The 17,313-nt window shown below is 62.6% G+C and carries 12 protein-coding genes and 1 pseudogene; 5 read left to right on the forward strand and 8 right to left on the reverse strand.

Annotated features, from left to right (window positions below; translation table 11 throughout):
• The first annotated feature begins 66 nt into the window (after nucleotides 1–66).
• Complete coding sequence (locus CLU85_RS11465; RefSeq protein ID WP_369858193.1) at nucleotides 67–1,629, forward strand: methyl-accepting chemotaxis protein; 1,563 nt, start codon at nucleotides 67–69, stop codon at nucleotides 1,627–1,629.
• Between the two features lie 91 nt (nucleotides 1,630–1,720).
• Here the strand turns inward: CLU85_RS11465 and rsxB are convergent, their stop codons facing one another.
• From rsxB to CLU85_RS11480, 3 genes and pseudogenes are all read right to left on the reverse strand, one after another.
• Nucleotides 1,721–2,407 (reverse strand): electron transport complex subunit RsxB, encoded by a 687-nt coding sequence (gene rsxB, locus CLU85_RS11470; RefSeq protein WP_232727794.1) that lies wholly within the window; start codon nucleotides 2,405–2,407, stop codon nucleotides 1,721–1,723.
• Entirely contained in the window at nucleotides 2,404–4,029 is a 1,626-nt protein-coding gene (gene phaZ / locus CLU85_RS11475) for a polyhydroxyalkanoate depolymerase (protein ID WP_100410375.1), read from the reverse strand. The genes rsxB and phaZ overlap by 4 nt, the downstream gene beginning before the upstream one ends.
• A 208-nt stretch (nucleotides 4,030–4,237) precedes the next feature.
• Nucleotides 4,238–5,322: pseudogene (locus CLU85_RS11480) on the reverse strand (GTP pyrophosphokinase family protein).
• 235 nt (nucleotides 5,323–5,557) lie between these two features.
• Here CLU85_RS11480 and CLU85_RS23555 point away from each other — a divergent pair.
• The gene (locus CLU85_RS23555) at nucleotides 5,558–8,347 is read left to right on the forward strand and encodes an EAL domain-containing protein (RefSeq protein ID WP_100412495.1); all 2,790 of its coding nucleotides are present in this window, start codon (nucleotides 5,558–5,560) and stop codon (nucleotides 8,345–8,347) included.
• Here the strand turns inward: CLU85_RS23555 and dusA are convergent.
• Nucleotides 8,340–9,377 carry a tRNA dihydrouridine(20/20a) synthase DusA gene (gene dusA, locus CLU85_RS11490; RefSeq protein ID WP_100410376.1) on the reverse strand — a complete coding sequence of 346 codons (1,038 nt, stop codon included), beginning with the start codon at nucleotides 9,375–9,377 and terminating at the stop codon, nucleotides 8,340–8,342. The genes CLU85_RS23555 and dusA overlap by 8 nt on opposite strands.
• A 240-nt stretch (nucleotides 9,378–9,617) precedes the next feature.
• Complete coding sequence (locus CLU85_RS11495; protein ID WP_369858196.1) at nucleotides 9,618–10,802, reverse strand: alkane 1-monooxygenase; 1,185 nt, start codon at nucleotides 10,800–10,802, stop codon at nucleotides 9,618–9,620.
• A 328-nt stretch (nucleotides 10,803–11,130) separates the two neighbouring features.
• Here CLU85_RS11495 and CLU85_RS11500 point away from each other — a divergent pair, with 328 nt between their 5' ends.
• Nucleotides 11,131–11,718 (forward strand): lysophospholipid acyltransferase family protein, encoded by a 588-nt coding sequence (locus CLU85_RS11500; RefSeq protein ID WP_100410377.1) that lies wholly within the window; start codon nucleotides 11,131–11,133, stop codon nucleotides 11,716–11,718.
• A 92-nt stretch (nucleotides 11,719–11,810) separates the two neighbouring features.
• On the opposite strand, the gene CLU85_RS11505 is transcribed toward CLU85_RS11500, so the two are convergent.
• Nucleotides 11,811–12,263 (reverse strand): Lrp/AsnC family transcriptional regulator, encoded by a 453-nt coding sequence (locus CLU85_RS11505; protein WP_100410378.1) that lies wholly within the window; start codon nucleotides 12,261–12,263, stop codon nucleotides 11,811–11,813.
• Between the two features lie 167 nt (nucleotides 12,264–12,430).
• Between CLU85_RS11505 and CLU85_RS11510 the strand changes: the two genes are divergently transcribed.
• The gene (locus CLU85_RS11510; protein ID WP_100412497.1) at nucleotides 12,431–13,552 is read left to right on the forward strand and encodes a saccharopine dehydrogenase family protein; all 1,122 of its coding nucleotides are present in this window, start codon (nucleotides 12,431–12,433) and stop codon (nucleotides 13,550–13,552) included.
• Nucleotides 13,553–13,592: 40 nt separating this feature from the next.
• Here the strand turns inward: CLU85_RS11510 and CLU85_RS11515 are convergent, their stop codons facing one another.
• Nucleotides 13,593–15,455 (reverse strand): long-chain fatty acid--CoA ligase, encoded by a 1,863-nt coding sequence (locus CLU85_RS11515; RefSeq protein WP_100410379.1) that lies wholly within the window; start codon nucleotides 15,453–15,455, stop codon nucleotides 13,593–13,595.
• A 279-nt stretch (nucleotides 15,456–15,734) separates the two neighbouring features.
• Between CLU85_RS11515 and CLU85_RS11520 the strand changes: the two genes are divergently transcribed.
• Nucleotides 15,735–16,547 (forward strand): tetratricopeptide repeat protein, encoded by an 813-nt coding sequence (locus tag CLU85_RS11520; protein WP_198509176.1) that lies wholly within the window; start codon nucleotides 15,735–15,737, stop codon nucleotides 16,545–16,547.
• A gap of 96 nt (nucleotides 16,548–16,643) precedes the next feature.
• Here CLU85_RS11520 and CLU85_RS11525 read toward each other — a convergent pair whose 3' ends face one another.
• Complete coding sequence (locus CLU85_RS11525; protein WP_100410381.1) at nucleotides 16,644–17,285, reverse strand: GntR family transcriptional regulator; 642 nt, start codon at nucleotides 17,283–17,285, stop codon at nucleotides 16,644–16,646.
• Between the last annotated feature and the right edge of the window lie 28 nt (nucleotides 17,286–17,313).

Below are 17,313 nucleotides of genomic sequence, written 5' to 3' on the forward strand. Positions count from 1 at the left end.
AGCCCCGCGCTCATACCACTATCCGAGTGGGCCGCAGTGCCGAAGAGGCACACAAAATGGCTTGGGATGGGCCTGTCAACCCAGCGTAAGAGCGCAGACATAGCATCCGCGATGCTGAAAAAAAGACAAGGGAGACAAAAGATGCCAGGATTTTTACCACTGCGCCCAGGACTCTGGTGGATGCGCAGATGGCACCTGCCGGGTAAATTGCTCACGCTGGGCCTGCTGATGGCGGCTGTGTTGTTGGCGGCTGTTGCGGGAGCGCCCGGGTGGGTTGTGGTGATGGGTGTTCTGGTCCTGCTGTATGCGCTGTTGGCGTTGTACCTCAGCCTATCGTCCGATCTCGCCGGCCTGGCGCACGCCATGAAGCAGACCACCAATGGTGATCTGAGCGCGCATGTGACCACCCATGGCCAAGATGAGATTGGTGCGATGGCGCAGTCATTGGACCGGATGGTGCTCACTTTGTCGTCGATGGTTGCCGACATTCGCAGCAATGCCGCCCTGGTGGCACACGCAGGGCAGAGCCTGGCGCAGGGCAACCGCTCGCTGGCAGAACGTACAGAACAGCAAGCCGCCAACCTGGAGCAGACGGCCGCCAGTGTGGAACAGTTGTCGTCTGCTGTCCAGAACAACGCCCAGACCGCCCGCAGCGCCGATGCGCGTGCTGCAGAGGTCCGCAAGGCTGCAGATGCCGGGGCCGAGGCCATGACGCGCGCCGTGCAATCGGTTGAGGCGATTCAGCAGGGAGCGCGGCGCATGACCGAAATCATTGGCGTCATCGACAGCATCGCTTTCCAGACCAACATCCTGGCCCTGAATGCTGCCGTTGAAGCCGCACGGGCTGGCGAACAAGGCCGTGGCTTTGCGGTGGTGGCGGGCGAGGTGCGCACCTTGGCCAAGCGTTCAGGCGACGCGGCGCGCGAGATCCGTGAGTTGATTGGTGCGTCCGTCAATCAGGTCGAGGCCAGTGCCGGCCTTATCCGTTCAGCGGGTGAGGGCATTGCCAACATGGCGGGTGGTATCCGCAGCGTAGCGGCCAGCATGACCGAAATATCCGGCTCCAGCGCCGAACAAAGCACTGGCCTGAGCGAGGTAAGTTCGGCCGTGCAGCAGCTCGACCAGATCACCCAGCACAACGCGCAGATGGTGGGCCATGCCGTTCACCAGGCCGAGGCCTTGGAACACCGGGCATCGACCTTGTCGCAGGCCGTTTCGGCGTTTCGTTTGCAACAGGGTACGGCCGATGAGGCCGTGACAATGGTCCAGAAGGCCGTTGCCTTGCACAAGACCACCTCGAAAGAGCAGTTCCTGCGCAGCGTGACGGACAAGAGCCAGCCCTACTACGACCGGGATATGTATGTGTTCGTGCTCGACACCTCCGGGACCTATCGGGCGTTTGGTGGCAATCAGGCCAAAGTCGGAACGCGCGTGCAGGACATTCCCGGTATCGCGGGCGACCGGCTGGTGAGTGACATCGTTACGCAGGCAGATCACGCGCCGGGTTGGGTGGAATACGACATCAACAACCCTTCGACGGGGGCGGTCCAGACCAAGATGTCGTACGTGAGCCGGGTGGGAGATCTGTATGTGGGCTGCGGGGTTTACAAGTCCCTGGCCGCGCGGTAGTTCGCGTCAGGTTAGCGCTGAGGACAGCGAAGCCGGTGTCGTAGTCGGGCCGCGATGAGTGACTGCGACGGGCGGTGCTCTGCCGTCCGCATCAGATTTGGCCGTGGTTTCTGCGTTGTCTTGCGCGTTCCATGGCAGCGGCAATGGCCGCTTTGCGCGCATCGGCACTCTCCGCCGCCACGATGGCCGCAGGCGCATTTGCGTTGTCAGCTTCGTTTGCCACCGTGTCATCCGTGTCCACTTCCAGCGGAATACGCTGAAGGTGTTGGAGATATCGGTCACGGGCCTGCTGGGCAAGTGGGGGTGACCATGCCGCCCAGCCCGTAGCCGCCCCGGTGACGTTGTCCAGTTGGATGCAGTCCACAGGGCATACCGGGATACACAGCTCGCAACCCGTGCAATAGGGCTCGATAATTGTGTGCATCATCTTGTTGGAGCCCACGATGGCATCCGTGGGGCAGGCCTTGATACACAGCGTGCAACCGATGCACCAGGCCTCGTCAATGAACGCGACAGCCCGTGGCCCTTCGATACCGTGCTCTTCACTCAGGGGCACAGGCGTGTGGCCGGTGATGGCGGCCACACGCGCAATGCCCTCTGTGCCACCTGGCGGGCACTGGTTGATGGCCGCCAGCCCATCCGCAATGGCTTGCGCATAGGTAGCGCAGTCAGGATAACCGCAGCGCGTGCACTGCGTCTGAGGCAACACCGCATCAATCCGCGCTGCGAGATCTGTCGATGCAGTCCGTGGCGTGCTGGCTTCTTGGGAGCGAATCAAGCCTTGCGTGCCTTGCTGCTGGTGCGGCTGCGAGGGCCAGCCGGTGCTGCCGTCACAGCAGCAGCTTTGGCCGTGCCAAGATCGGCCTTGACAGGCTCTGCGGCACCCGTGGCCGCTTGCGTTGCTGCCTCAGGCTTGACCCAACGCGTTGCCACTGCAGGGGCTGCTGTGGTCTTTTTTGCGGTGGCCCGGACGGGAGTTGCAGGCACTTTGACGGCTGTCGGGGCTTTGGTGGCTACTTTTGCCACCTTCACCACGGGTTTGGCCGCAGGGGCCTTGGCCCGCACGGGGGCTGCAGCCGTTTCGACCACCGTTGCGACCGTGGTCGTTACTGCAGGCTCGGCGCTCTTTTTCTGTGGCACTTCGTGCTCAAGGATGAATTGGCGCACCTTGGGATACACCAGATCGCGCCAGCGGCGGCCGCTGAAGATGCCGTAGTGGCCGGCTCCCTTGGCCTCCAGGTGGCGCTGTTCCTTGCGCACAATGCCGCTGCACAGGTCATGAGCGGCTTCGGTTTGACCGGAGCCTGAGATGTCGTCCAGCTCGCCTTCCACGGTGAATAGCGCGGTGGTGGTGATGTCTTGCGGGCGCACGCGCTCGATCTTGCCTGCGGGCGAACGCACATCCCAGGTGCCATGCACCAATTTGTAGTCCTGAAACACGGTCCGGATGGTTTCCAGGTAGTAGTCTGCATCCATGTCCAGCACCGCGTTGTACTCGTCATAGAACTTGCGGTGGGCCTCGACGCTGGCGTCGTCGCCCTTGATCAGGTCCTTGAAGTAGTCGTAGTGGCTTGTCGCGTGGCGGTCTGGGTTCATGGCCACAAACCCTGTGTACTGGAGAAAGCCGGGGTACACGCGGCGACCAGCGCCCGGAAACTTCTCCGGCACCCGGTAGATCACGTTGTTCTCGAACCACTCGAAGCTGCGGTTGGTGGCCAGGTTGTTCACTGATGTGGGGGACTTGCGGGCATCAATAGGCCCGCCCATCATGGTCATGGTCAGCGGGGTTTTCTCGCCACGGCTGGCCATCAGCGACACAGCAGCCAGCACAGGCACGGTGGGTTGGCAAACGCTGATCACATGGCAGTTGCCATATTCGCCTTGCAGGTGGCGGATGAACTCCTGCACGTAATTGACGTAGTCATCCAGGTGAAACTCACCTTCGGACAGAGGCACCAGACGTGCATTTTTCCAGTCGGTGATGTAGACCTTGTGGTCCTTGAGCATGGTGCGCACGGTGTCACGCAGCAAGGTGGAGTAGTGCCCTGACAGCGGCGCCACGATCAGCACCACGGGCTGGGTTTTGAGCTTGGTCAGCGTGGCGGGGTCGTCCGAAAACCGCTTGAAGCGGCGCAGCTCGCAAAACGGTTTGTTGACTTCGATGCGCTCGTGGATCGCCACGCCCACACCATCAACGTCCACGGTATGAATATCAAACGTCGGCTTTTCGTAGTCCTTGCCCAAGCGGTAGAGCAGATCGTAGCCAGCGGCCATGCGTTGTGCCGCAGAGGTCTGGCTCAGTGGCGACACCGGATTGCTGAACAACTTGGAAGCCGCCTGCGCAAAGTCCGTGAAGGGCTCCATCAAGGAGCGTTGGGTTTCGTAGATGTGATACAGCATGGGGCGAAACTCCGTTTTGTTGCAGTGCAATATAGCAGCACTTGGTAACAAGCGCATGGAGTAAAACCACCAATGCCAAGTCGCCTATGCGACAGGTTTTCGGGCGCATTCGGCGGCGACATTCATCAAATATGCCGAGCTGGTGTTCGCTAAATTGATAGCAACAGGTGCTTTTCAATGAAGCGCTGGCTGCGGGTTTTGCTGCAAGCTATTGGGACTTGGGCTCGGCATTTTCGAGCAGCCACGCCTCAAAGGATTCGCGGGCCGAGTTGCGCAGTGCCGGACGGAACACGGTCTTGTTGTTGAGGTAAAGGCAGTGGCGGATCACGGTATATGGGTTGAAGCTGCCCTGGGGGTTCTGCTCTTCGAAATGCTGCTTGTAGCGTTTGACAACGCCCACGGTTTCGCGCATCAGCGCGTTGAAGCGCGCGCGTGTCATGCGGGGGACCAGCCCTGGATGTCATCCACAAAACCATCGACCTTGGAGGGCTCGAACTCGAAATCCTTGAAAAAATGCGTGGCGATCTTCAGGAAAGTGAATGCATTGAGTTCGCTGCTGCTCCCCTGCGTCTTGTTGGGTGATTGCGCATCTGCGGTAGCCCCCAAGGCGGGTTCTTCGGTTTCGTCGGGGGCCTGCAGCAACTCGGCCTCCGTGGCATCCCGAATCTGGCGGAACTCCCGGTCGGCCAGTTCAAACAGGGCGGACAGCACATTGATGCGCCGCTTGAGCTGACCGGGAATCGATTTTTTGTATTTGATCTTGTGATCCAGCACGCTCCACGAGTCCTGGATGATGGTGCGCACCTGCAGCTCAAAGGGCCATTGGGCATACGCCGCATGCTCTGGCAGTTCGCGCTCGGCGGTGCCGAGCCGGAGATCCAAGTGCAAGCCCTTGTAGCCGAACGATGCTTCGGTGCTCTCCACTGCAGTCACCTTGTCGGTGACATCGATCACCGCGAAATGGGCGCGCACGATCTGGGCAATTTTCTCCAGCTCGTCCTCGTACAGGCATACCACCCGTACCCCGATGAGGTCGGTGATATAGCTTCGGATGTCGTAGGGTGTGTTGCTCTCTTCCAGTGCAGGGCGGTACTTGCGGACAAATTTGCGGATGCATTCCTCGGCATCCTTCACGCGGCCCTCGACCTTGGCGATATCTACGCCGCCCGCCTGAGTCACGGCGGTGGCAACCATGCCCGTGATGGCCATACAGGCGGCGTCGAGGGTCACTGCCTGCTGCTCATACAGGGCGCGAAATTGGGATGCTTCCAGGTCGAAGTCAAGCGATGCCATACCGGGTCTTTGGTGGGTTGCGGAAGGTGGGTGGCGGAGCGTTGTGTGGATTGTGTGTGCAGGTGGCGGGAGCATATCCCGCGCGAAGGAAGGTTCAGGCATGCGCTCCGTGTTTCGGTGCGGAGTGTGCGCGCAAATGCCCCTTTGCAGTGCGGGACAGATGCTCATAATGGTGCAGTCTTGGCAATCGCCGCAACGCATGTCTTTGGACTGCGCAAACACCTTTCAGGACGCAATGACACCACATCCCCATGACGGCAATGCCCCATCCGCAGCCAATGCGCAGGCGGCATCACGCCTTGTGGCGGTCAAAAGGGCAACCAGCCACCGCTGGTTGCCGGTGGTGCTCCCCCCGTTGATTGCGCTGCTCACACTGGGTTTGACCTTTCTCTACTGGCAAAGCGAAGAGAACAGCACGCGGAACCGGCGCGAGCAGAATTTTGAGGCGGCCGCCGGCCAGATTGCCTACAACCTCAAGGACCGGATGGCCACGTACGAAGTGGTTCTGCGTGGTGTCAAAGGGTATTTCGAAGGGTCCGAGCGCATTGACCGGGAGGAGTTTCAGGCCTACGTGGGTGCCTTGCAGCTGCGCGAGACGCGGCCCGGCCTGCAAGGCGTGACGCTCATCCTGCGACTGCCTGGTACCGCGCTGACGGCACATACCAATGACATGCGCCAGCGCGGTTTTGCCCAATACACCGTGCGTCCTCCCGGGGAGCGTGAGGTCTATGCGCCCATCACCCATATCGAACCGCTGGATGACAGCAACCTCAAGGCGTTGGGGTTTGACGTGCTGACCATCCCGGTTGCCAAGGAGGCATTGGACCGCGCCAGCGACACGGGTGAGCTGGCGCTGTCCGGTCGGTTGACGCTCATGCAAACCGGTAACTCGGGGCTTGTGATGTACCTGCCGATCTACGACGCAGCCGCAAACACCCAGACCATGGAAGGCCGACGCAAGGGGATCGCGGGATGGGTGTCCGCTCCGTTTCGCATGGCGGACGTGATCGGCGGGATGTCGCGAGAGTTCGATACCGACATCGGTCTGCAGATTCTGGACAGCACAAGCGGAACCCGGGCGGCCGATGCATTGCTCTTCAGCGACGCCGCACAGGCCGCCCCGGTGCCCGGTGGCGGTCTTCAGACTACCCGCGAGCTGGAGATCGGCGGGCGCCGCTGGACGCTGCAGATGACCCCTCAGCCTGCCTTTGCACTGCGCTTCAAGAACGAAGGCCATCATCCGGTCGCCCTGATGGGCACGGTGCTGAGCCTCATCCTGGCATGGTTCACGTGGTTGCTGGCCACTGGGCGCGAGCGGGCCTTGGGCCTGGCACGCGACATGACGGCCGAATTGCGTGCCACGCGTGACGACCTGGAGAGCACGCTCAACGCCATTCCCGATCTGCTCTTCGAATTGGGGCTGGACGGTTGTATTCACCACTACCGCTCGGCCCGATCAGACATGCTGGCCATTCCCCCGGAGATGTTTCTGGGCCGCTTGATGAGCGATGTGGTCCCCGCCGAAGCCGCCGCAGGCTGCCTTGAGGCGCTGGAGGCCGCGCACCGCACGGGATACTCGACAGGCCACCAATACCGCCTGGAGCTGGATGGCATCACGCACTGGTTTGAGCTGTCGATCGCCCGCAAAGAAAGCGCCGCGCCTGGCGATGAGCCCCGGTTCATCGCGCTGTCTCGCGACGTCACAGAACGCAAGCTGGCCGAGGCACGCACGCACCAGTTGGCGTATTTCGATGCACTCACCGGCCTGCCCAATCGGCGCATGCTGCTCGACCGCATGGAGCATGCATTGCACAACGCCCAGAAGGCTGCGCAGGTGGGGGCGGTGCTCTACATAGACCTCGACAACTTCAAACAGATCAACGATGCGCGGGGGCACTCACTGGGCGATGCTTTGATCGTGCAGGTGGCTCAGCGTCTCACCCAGCAACTGCGCGCCGGCGACACCGTGGCGCGCCTGGGTGGCGATGAGTTTGTGGTGCTGGTACACAACGTGGCATCCGACATGGAGTCGGGCGGACGGGCGGCGCTGTTGGTGGCCGAAGAGATCCGCGTGGTGCTGGAAGCGCCCTACACCATCGACACGCACCTCTACAGCACCACGGGCAGTATTGGCATCACGCTGTTCCCCAAGCGCGGCGAGGGGGTGGAAGACCTGCTGCGCGAAGCCGACACCGCCATGTACCGCGCCAAGGACCTGGGCCGCAACCGCATCCGCTTTTACGAGGCGGCCATGCAGGCCGACGTGCAGGAGCGCCTGGCGTTGGAACAGGACTTGAAGAAAGCCCATGCCCAGGGCGAACTGGCCGCGTTTGTGCAAAACCAGGTGGATGCCGCAGGCAACGTGGTTGGGGGCGAGCTGCTGATGCGCTGGAACCACCCCACGCGGGGCAATGTGCCACCCAGCCGCTTCATTCCTGTCGCTGAAGCCTCGGGCCTCATCTTGCGCATGGGCGACTGGATGATCCAGCAGGCCTGCGAAACCCTCGCGCACCTGCAGGCATCGGGGCGCGAGCTGTCGCTCTCGGTCAATGTGAGCCAACGGCAGTTCCGCCAGGATGATTTTGTGGAGCGCGTGCGCCACATGCTGGCCCACACCGGCGCCAACCCGGCCCACCTGATCCTGGAAGTGACGGAAAGCCTGCTCATCGAGAACCTGGAAGACACCATCGCCCGCATGACCGAAATCGTGCAACTGGGCGTGCGGTTTTCCATCGACGACTTTGGCACCGGCTATTCGAGCCTGGCCTACCTCAAGCGGCTGCCGCTTTTTGAACTCAAGATCGACAAGAGTTTTGTGGACGATACCCCGGACGACCCCAACGACACGGCCATCGTGCAGTCCATCATCTCTGTGGCCCGCCACCTGAACCTGCGTGTGGTGGCAGAGGGGGTTGAGACCCGCGCCCAAGCGGATTTTCTGGTGGACAGCCGGTGCGATTGCCTGCAGGGCTACCTGTTTGGGCGGCCGGAGCCGCTGGCCGGGTGGCTGGCGCGGGTCACGTAGCCGCAGCGGCCTGCATGGGGGCCTCTGGCGTTGGCTCCAGCGCAGCGCTCGCATACGACTGCATCGCCAATGCATGCACCTCCCGCGCGGGTCGGTCCTTGAGCAAATGGTTGCTCCACACCTGGCGCCAGATGCGGGCGCCGGGCAGGCTGTGGCGCAGGCCCAGCATGTGGCGGGCGATGTGGGCCCAGGGCGTGCCGTACAGGGCCGCTTCGCGCTCCATGTATTCGACCATCGCCAGCTCAACTTCCTCGCGCGTCAGAGGGCAGGGGGTGCCGCCGTAGTAGAGAGGGTCCCAGCGGGCCAGCCACCATGGGTTGTGGTACGCCTCACGACCAATCATCACGCCATCGAGGTGCTCCAGTTGCTCTTGCACCACCGCATCGGCGGTGATGCCGCCATTGATGGCGATGGTGAAATGCGGAAACTCGGCCTTGAGCTGGTGGACCACCCCATACCGCAGCGGTGGGATGTCGCGGTTTTCCTTGGGACTCAGGCCCTGCAGCCAGGCGTTGCGCGCATGCACGATGAACACGGTGCACCCGGCATCGGCCACGGTGCCGATGAAGTCGCGCACAAAGCCATAGTCCTCGATTTTGTCGATGCCGATGCGGTGCTTGACGGTGACGGGCACATCCACCACGTCCTTCATGGCCTTCACACAGTCGGCCACCAGCTGGGGCGATTTCATCAGGCTGGCACCAAACGCGCCGCGCTGCACGCGGTCGCTGGGGCAGCCGCAGTTGAGGTTGATCTCACCGTAGCCCCATTGCGCGCCCAGGCGTGCGGCCTCGGCCAGCTTGTCGGGCTCGTTGCCGCCCAGTTGCAGGGCCACGGGGTGCTCTTCGGCGTTGAAGCGCAGGTGCCGTTCGGTGCCGCCATGGATGATGGCGCCCGCGTTCACCATCTCGGTGTAAAGCAGGGTCTGGCGGGTCAGCAGCCGATGAAAGTAACGGCAGTGGCGGTCGGTCCAGTCCATCATCGGGGCGACGGACATGCGCCAGGGGCTCAGGGTGGGTTCCACGGGCAAACTAGAAAACGGAGAGGTTGGGGGTGGCCGCGGGAGCACTCGTGGGGTGAGCGGTCGCCAGCAGGGCTGTCACCGGAAAGCGCTGATTATCCCACCGACCCTGCGGTCAGCACCAGCGTGTGGTTATGAATAAAAACGGCCGCTAGCGCATATCCTTAAAGCACTGGCAGCTATAAAAAATGAAGCATTCGCAGGGCCCGGGCCGGTGTGCTGTGCTTTGCGGTTGCGGTTGTCATCCGGTCACGCCACTGGCGGCGCGACATCTCGCAGGCCATAGCGCCCCACCACCTGCGCGCGTTGGCACGGGTCGATGTTGATGTGGCTGGCATCGCGGCCCACCATCGCCAGCAGGCGCGGGTCCATCACGCGGCGCCACAGAGGCGGCACGTAGGCCAGGGTGAACATGCCGAAGTAGCCGATGGGCAACTGGGGGGCTTGCTCAAAATGCCGCAGTGACTGGTAACGGCGCAGCGGGTGGGCGTGGTGGTCCGAATGCCGTTGCAGATGGAACAGCGCCCAGTTGGAGAACGCGTGGTTGCTGTTCCACGAGTGCTGCGGGCGGCAGGGCTCGTAGCGGCCACTGGCATCGCGTGCGCGCAGCAGACCATAGTGTTCCACATAGTTGGCCGATGTGAGCTGAAAGTTGGCCCAGAACGACGCCACCCATAAAAACGGCAGGATGAACACACCCAGCCACAGGGCGAGCGCGCCCCACAGCAGCGCTGTGACCAGCGCGGGCTGCAGGATCTCGTTGTGCCAGGACAGCAGCGGCTGGTGTTGCCGTACAAGCCGGTCTTTTTCGAGTGCCCAGGCGCGACGCAAGGCGCCTGGCATTTCACGCAGCACAAAGCGGTAGATGGACTCGCCCATGCGTGACGATGCCGGGTCGGTCGGGGTGGCTACATCGCGGTGGTGGCCCCGGTTGTGCTCGATGAAAAAATGCCCATAGGCCGTGGGGGCCAGCACCAGCTTGGCCAGCCAGCGCTCTAGCGCGGTGTTTTTGTGGCCCAGTTCATGCCCGAGGTTGATGCAGAAGCCACCCACTGTGCCCGTGGTCAGCACCATGGCCAGCACGCCATGCCAGGGCAAAGGATGGGTTGCCACAAACCAGGCGCTGAAGATGAAGGCCGCCCACAGCACAGGCACCAGCAGGTAGGTGATGCGGCGGTAGTAGCGGTCGCGCTCCAGCGCGGGCACTGCGGATTCGGGCGGGTTGCTCTGATCCACACCCAGCAGCCAGTCCAGCAATGGGGCGACGATGTAGAAAAAGGCCACCGGCGTCCACAGCGCCAGCGGCTCGCCCGTCCACCACATCAATGCAGGGCCCGCGCCCACGGTGCAGGGCACCACCAGCGACAGCAGCCACGCGTACCGTTTGCGATCACGGTAGGGCGGGTCGTCACAGGGGGCTGTGTGCTGCATCATGGTCGTGAGCGGCGCTGAACGAAAAGAACAGGAGCCGTGCACAGATTCTGAGCAAGCAGCGGGTAAAAGCCAGCTTTATTTGGCAGACGACACGGTGTGCAGGGGATGGATAAAAATGCCGGAGAGCGCCTGTCTGGCTTGCACAACATGCGATCTGAAGCGAATATTTCCGCCCACCTTGGGCGGCCGTGACGGCGCAGGTCCTTTGCCTTGTCTCAAGGTGGGGCATAGGCCCCATCGGCGATACTTGCGGCGCTTTTGATGCCTGCGCGGCGACTGGCGCAGCGCCCGGTCTTGCCCTGCGGGCTGTTCTGTACACCGCCTTCCCATGCACCACACCATTTTTGACACGCCGGTAGTCAACACGCTCCTGCGCGCTTTATCGCGTTTCACCTTGCACATCACTGGCTGGCGGGTGGAGGGCGTCTTGCCCGCCCATGCCGCCAAAAGCGTGTTGATTGCCGCGCCCCACACCAGCAACTGGGACCTGCCGTACACGCTGATGCTGGCGTTCTCGCTGCGGCTGCGGGTGTACTGGATGGGTAAGCAGAGCCTGTTCAAGGCGCCGTTTGGGGGCGTGATGCGTTGGCTGGGCGGCATTCCGGTGAACCGGGAGCAGTCGAGCAACCTGGTCGCTATGTCAGCCCAGGCCATGCGCAATGCGGTCGGGCCCATGCAGCTCATCGTGCCGCCCGAAGGCACCCGGGGCAAAACGCGGCACTGGAAGACGGGTTTCTATTTCATCGCCCAGCAGGCGGGGGTGCCCATCGTGCTCGCCTTTGTGGACTACGGCCGCAAGGTGGGTGGCCTGGGGCCGGTGTTTGAGCCGACCGGTGATCTGGACGGCGACATGGCGCGCATCAAGGCGTTTTATGCGCCCATCCAGGGCAAGAATCCGACGCAGTTCGAGGCCTGAGTTTGGGGTTGAAAATTGGATGAAATTGGCCTCTAGCGCTTTTATATAAAGCGCTAGTAGCTATCATAAATGGAGTGAATATGGGGCGGCACTCACGCGCCCACACTCCGGCGATCGATCTTGCGGCTGAGCACGATGCTGGTCTGCGTCTGGTGCACGCCGTCGAGCTGGCCCACCTTGTCGAGCAGCGCGTCGAGTTGTTCATGGCTGGTGCAGCGCAAGAACACCAGGTAGTCAAACGGCCCGCTCACGGCGGACACCTCTTCAACTTCGGTCATGGCCTCCAGCGCGCGCAGCACGGTGGGCGCTGTTTTGGGCAACACACTGATGGAGCACCACGCGCGCACGGTGCTGGCATCCAGCCGAGCGCCCAGCCGCACCCCATACCCCGCCACAACGCCCGAGCGCTCCAGCCGCGCGATGCGCGCCACCACGGTCGTGCGGGCCAGCCCCAGTTGGCGGGCCAGTGTGGCCGTGCCCTCGCGGGCGTTGGCCTGCAGCAGGCTGAGCAATTGGCGGTCGGTGTCGTCCAGGGGCTGGGTCATGGGCAGGTTCTCAAGAGTCACTGCGACGATCATATTCGCCGTAATGACAAAACAAAATGTGATTTTTGACGTTTTTCACGCTACACATTGGCAGCTTCCTTGCCTAGCATCAAGGCATCTACCACTTGTCACTGCTTCACGCGGTGACCACCACCGGGAGCGCCGCCATGACCCATCTTTCCACCCCCTCCAACACCACCACCCGCCACGCCATTACCATCCTGGGCGCGGGCCACATCGGCTTTGCCATGGCGCTGCTGCTGCAGCAAACGGGCGACTACGACACCCTGGTGGTGGACCGCGATCCGGTGCGATTGGCAGAGGTGGCCACCTTGGGGGTATCCACCCGGCTGGCCACGGACAACGCCAGCCTGCAAGCCGCCATCGGTGGCCGTTTTGCCGTGCTCAACGCTCTGCCGTTTCACTGCGCCGTGCCCGTGGCCACCCTGTGCGCGGCGGCAGGCGTGCACTACTTTGATCTGACGGAGGATGTGCAAAGCACCCAAGCCATTCGCGCACTGGCGGCCAACGCCCGCAGCGTGCTCATGCCGCAATGTGGCCTGGCACCGGGCTTCATCGGCATCGTGGGCCACGACCTGGCCCGGCGTTTTGACACCCTGCACTCGCTGCGCATGCGCGTGGGTGCGCTGCCGCGTTATCCGCAAGGCGCGCTGCGCTACAACCTGACCTGGAGCACCGAAGGCCTCATCAACGAATACTGCAACCCCTGCGAGGCGATAGTGGACGGGGTGCGCACCACCGTGCCCGCGCTGGAGGGGCTGGAGACCTTTGCGCTCGATGGCGTGGAGTACGAGGCCTTCAATACCTCGGGCGGCCTGGGCACGCTCACCGAAACGCTGGCGGGCAAGGCGCGGCAGGTGGATTACCAGTCCATCCGCTACCCCGGCCACAACGCGATCCTGAAACTGCTGCTCAACGACCTGCGCCTGCGCGACCGGCGCGATCTGCTCAAGGACATTCTGGAAACGGCCATCCCCACCACGGACCAGGATGTGATCGTGGTGTTTGCCACCGCTTCGGGTCTGAAAGGCGGACGGCTGGTGCAGGAGTCTTACTCGGCGCACATCGTGGGCACCGAGCTGGCGGGGCACCGGTTGAGCGCCATTCAGCTCACCACAGCGGCGGGTATCTGCACGGCGCTGGACCTGGTGGCTGACGGGCGTTTGCCGCAGCGCGGCTTCGTGGGCCAGGAGTCCGTGGCGCTGGCGGACTTCCTGGCGAACCGGTTTGGGGTGGCCTACGCCGGGGACGAAGCGTCGGTGCATTGACGACAGGGCCGTGCCGCATCGACCCCTGCAGGGCCCTGGCTCAGCGGCCCCCAGGCTTTTGGTACATCCCCTCGATGGGCTGCGCAAAAAACGTCATCAGGTTGTTGCGCTTGAGCTTGAGCGTGGGGGTCATGAAGGTGTTTTCAATCGTCCACGGTTCGAGTGTCAGGTGAATGGCGCGTGGGACAGCATAACGGGCAAAGCTGGCGGTGTTCTTCTCGATGCGGGCCAGCACGGCGCGGTGCACGCTGGGTTGGTTCAGGCTGTCGGCCGCTTGCGGGTTCAGGCCCAGGTCAGCGGCCAGGCGCTGCCATTCGTCGGTCTTGAGAACCGCCACACAGGCGATGAAGGGGCGGTTTTCGCCCACCACAAAGGCTTGCTCCAACAGCGGATCGGCCAGCAAGGCCAGTTCCAGGTCGCCGGGCGGGATCTTTTCACCGGTTGAAGTAACGATGATTTCCTTGATACGCCCTCGGATGTAAATGCGGCCGTTCACGATGTCAGCTTGGTCACCCGTGCCCAACCAGCCGTCGGCGCTCAGGATCTTGGCGGTGTCTTCGGGGCGTTTCCAGTAGCCCTTCATCACGATGGGGCCGCGCACCTGCAGCTCGCGGTTGTCGCCAATGCGCACCTCCACGCCCGACAGGGCCTTGCCCACGCAAGCGGGATCGTTGTCGCTCAGTGCGTTGACCGCTACCACGGGGGCCGTCTCGGTCATGCCGTAGCCTTGCACCAGGGGCAGGCCCAGGCCCAGAAAGCACTTGGCGATGGTGGGCGACAGCGGGGCGCCACCGCTCACGGCGACGCGTACGCGGCCACCAAATTGCGCCAGCAGCGGCTGGGCCACCAAGGCCCGCAATACCGGCCAAGGCAGGGCCGCCATCCAGCCGGCGGCCCGGCTGCTGTCGTCTGGTGTGGGAGCAGGCAGGCCCTGGGCGGCACAAAAGCGCGCCCAGCCCTTGTTTTGCGCCGCTTCATACAGCTGCATCTTCCAGGGCGTGGGGGATAGTTTTTCGAGCAGCTTGGCGTGGATGCGTTCGTAGATGCGGGGCACCGACACCAACACCGTCGGACGCACGGTTTTCAGATCTTCGGCCAGCAAAGGGACCGACCGTGCATAGGCCACGCAGCTGCCTGCGGCAATGGGCAGGTAGTAACCGCCCGTGCGCTCAAAGGTGTGCGACAGCGGCAGGAATGACAGGAACACATCGTCCAGCGTGGGCGCGATGCGGTCGAGCGACGCCTTCACGTCGCTGACCACATTGCGGTGCGTCAGCATCACCCCTTTGGGTTTGCCGGTGGTACCCGAGGTGTAGACGATGGCGGCCAGGTCATCCGCCTGCGGCGCCTGGGGCGTGGGGGCACTGCCGGCGTGCGCTGCACCCGCAAGCCACTGCGCCAGCGAACCCACAGCAGGCTCGTCGCCAGAACCTGCCGTGGCTTTGAACGTCGATGTGTCGTCGTCGGTGATGACCACTGCGCGCAAGGCCGGGAACGGTGTGCCCACGGCCCGGATCTTCTCCCACTGCTCGGCCTGGCCCAGGATGAGCATCGAGGCTTCGCAGTCGGCCAGGATGTAGGCAATGCTGCCAGGGTTGTCGATCGCATGCAGGGGCACAGGCACACAGCCCGTGGCCAGCGTGGACTGGTCGGCACACATGGCGTTGAGCCCGTTGGGCAGCAAGATGGCCACGCGCGCCGCAGCAGGCAACTGCAGGGCCAGCAGCGCTTGTGTCCAGGCGTCAACACGCCGCGTAGTGTCGGCCCAGGTCAGGCTGACCCAGGTGTGGGTGTGTGGATCAAAGGCGCGATAGGCCTCCGAATCCGGGGTGCGGGCGGCGCGGTAGGCGAGAAGCTGGGGCAGCGTCTGGACGCTGGCGATATCGGGAGGGGAGGGGGTCATCAAACTCTGTAAGGGTCGCGCGAAGCAGCTTGCGCAGTGTCTCGAAAAAGCCTGGGAATCATATCCAGCACCAGCGCAATCCCACGCTCGCGGTTTGCGTGGTTTGTCAGAAATGGTGTGTTCCTGTTTGCGCAATGGTGAGTGCGCGCGCCACTTGGCAGGCACTGTCGCAGTCCGAAACACCACCCCACCTTTAGAATTTTCTCCATGGGGATGCGGCCTTGCCTTTGCCGGGGCGCGGGATGGCCATTCACCATTGCAGAAGTACAAGGGGAGCCTATGAAAATGAACCGTCCAAAAATTCTGAATATTCTTTTGGCCGCACTGTTGCTGGCTCTGGTCTTCTTTGCTTGGAGCAATGCGACACGTTATGGAAACCGTGCCCAAAAAGCCGAAAACTATGTGCTGGCGAAGATGTGGTACCTCATTGCTGCTCACACCGGGGATGCCGCAGCGCAGAACAATTTGGCGGGCTTTTACGCGGAGGGGAGGGGAGGCGGCCGCAACGACAGGTTGGCAGTCAAGTGGTTTGAGCAAGCGTCAGCAGCCGGGGTCTCTGCAGCCAAGTTTAATTTGTCCAATTTTTACGAAGAAGGACGGGGTGTGCCCCGAAATATTCACAAAGCCACGGCGCTACTGGAGGAGCTGGCAAAAGAAAGAGATGCGGTGGCTGCATTCAACCTGGGGCATATCTATGCAACGGGGCGTGATGACTTTCCCCAAGATATGGAAAAGGCCATTGGCTGGTACGAGAAATCTGCGCACATGGGCTATGCGTCAGCACAGTACAACCTGGGAGCCATCTACGCCCAAGGCACTGGCGGCGTCCCCAAGGATTTTGCTCTTGCGGGCCAGTGGGTTCTGAAGGCAGCGCAGAAAAATCACAGCAAAGCCCAGATGGACTATGGCTTCATGCAACTGGCCGGGATTGGGGTCACTGAAAACCGAACAGAGGGCATTCAATGGCTGACAAAGGCTGGCAACGACCCGGCTACTTTGAAACTAATGAAGGAGCGACTCGCGCTGATCTGCGCAAGCGCACCGGGCGCAGTGGAGAAAGAGCCTTGCACCGGGTGGATGAAGGGTCGCTAAAAACAGGGAAATGAAGTACGTGCCTATTTGACAGGCTGCGCTTTGGGGGTCAAAGCGCAAACGATCCAAAATCAAAAGGCTTCCTTGGCGAGCGGCTCAATCCGGAGTCGCCGCTTCCAGTCCCTGCGCAAAATGCGCTTGCATGGCCTTCACGGTGGCCTTGCCATCGCGCGCCACCATGCCAGCCAGGATGGCGCGGTGCTCGTTCAGCGAGTCTTCAATGCGCCCCTGCTTGAGTAGCGAGTTGTGGCGGTTGAGTTTCATCACTTTGCGCAGGTCGGCCACCATCTGACTGCGCCAGCGGTTGTCGGCCAGCTCCAGCAGCAGCATGTGAAACCGCTCGTTCACCGCAAAAAACCGCTCGCGCTCGGCTGCGGCGGCTTCCAGTTCGGCGTGCAGGTCCTGCAGCTCTTTCAGTTGTTGTGGGGTGGCGGTGGTGGCCACCACGCCTGCCGCGTCGCTCTCCAGCAGGCTGAGCAGGTGGTACACGTCGCGCAGGTCTTTTTCGCTCATTTCGGTCACATAGGCGCCACGGCGCACCTTCATCGTGACCAGGCCTTCGGCCGCCAGCACCTTCAGCGCCTCGCGCAGGGGGGTGCGGCTGATACCGAACTCCTCGGCAATCTTCAATTCGTCGATCCAGCTACCGGGCTCCAGCTCGCGGCGGAAGATGCGCTGGCGCAATTGCTCGGCCACTTCTTCATAGAGCGCGCGGGGAGTGAGGGTGAGGGCAGACATGGGTGGATTGTAAGCGGGCAATAATATT

Origin of the sequence: Acidovorax sp. 69 (assembly GCF_002797445.1) — a bacterium.
In the GTDB taxonomy this organism is placed as follows: domain Bacteria; phylum Pseudomonadota; class Gammaproteobacteria; order Burkholderiales; family Burkholderiaceae_C; genus Acidovorax.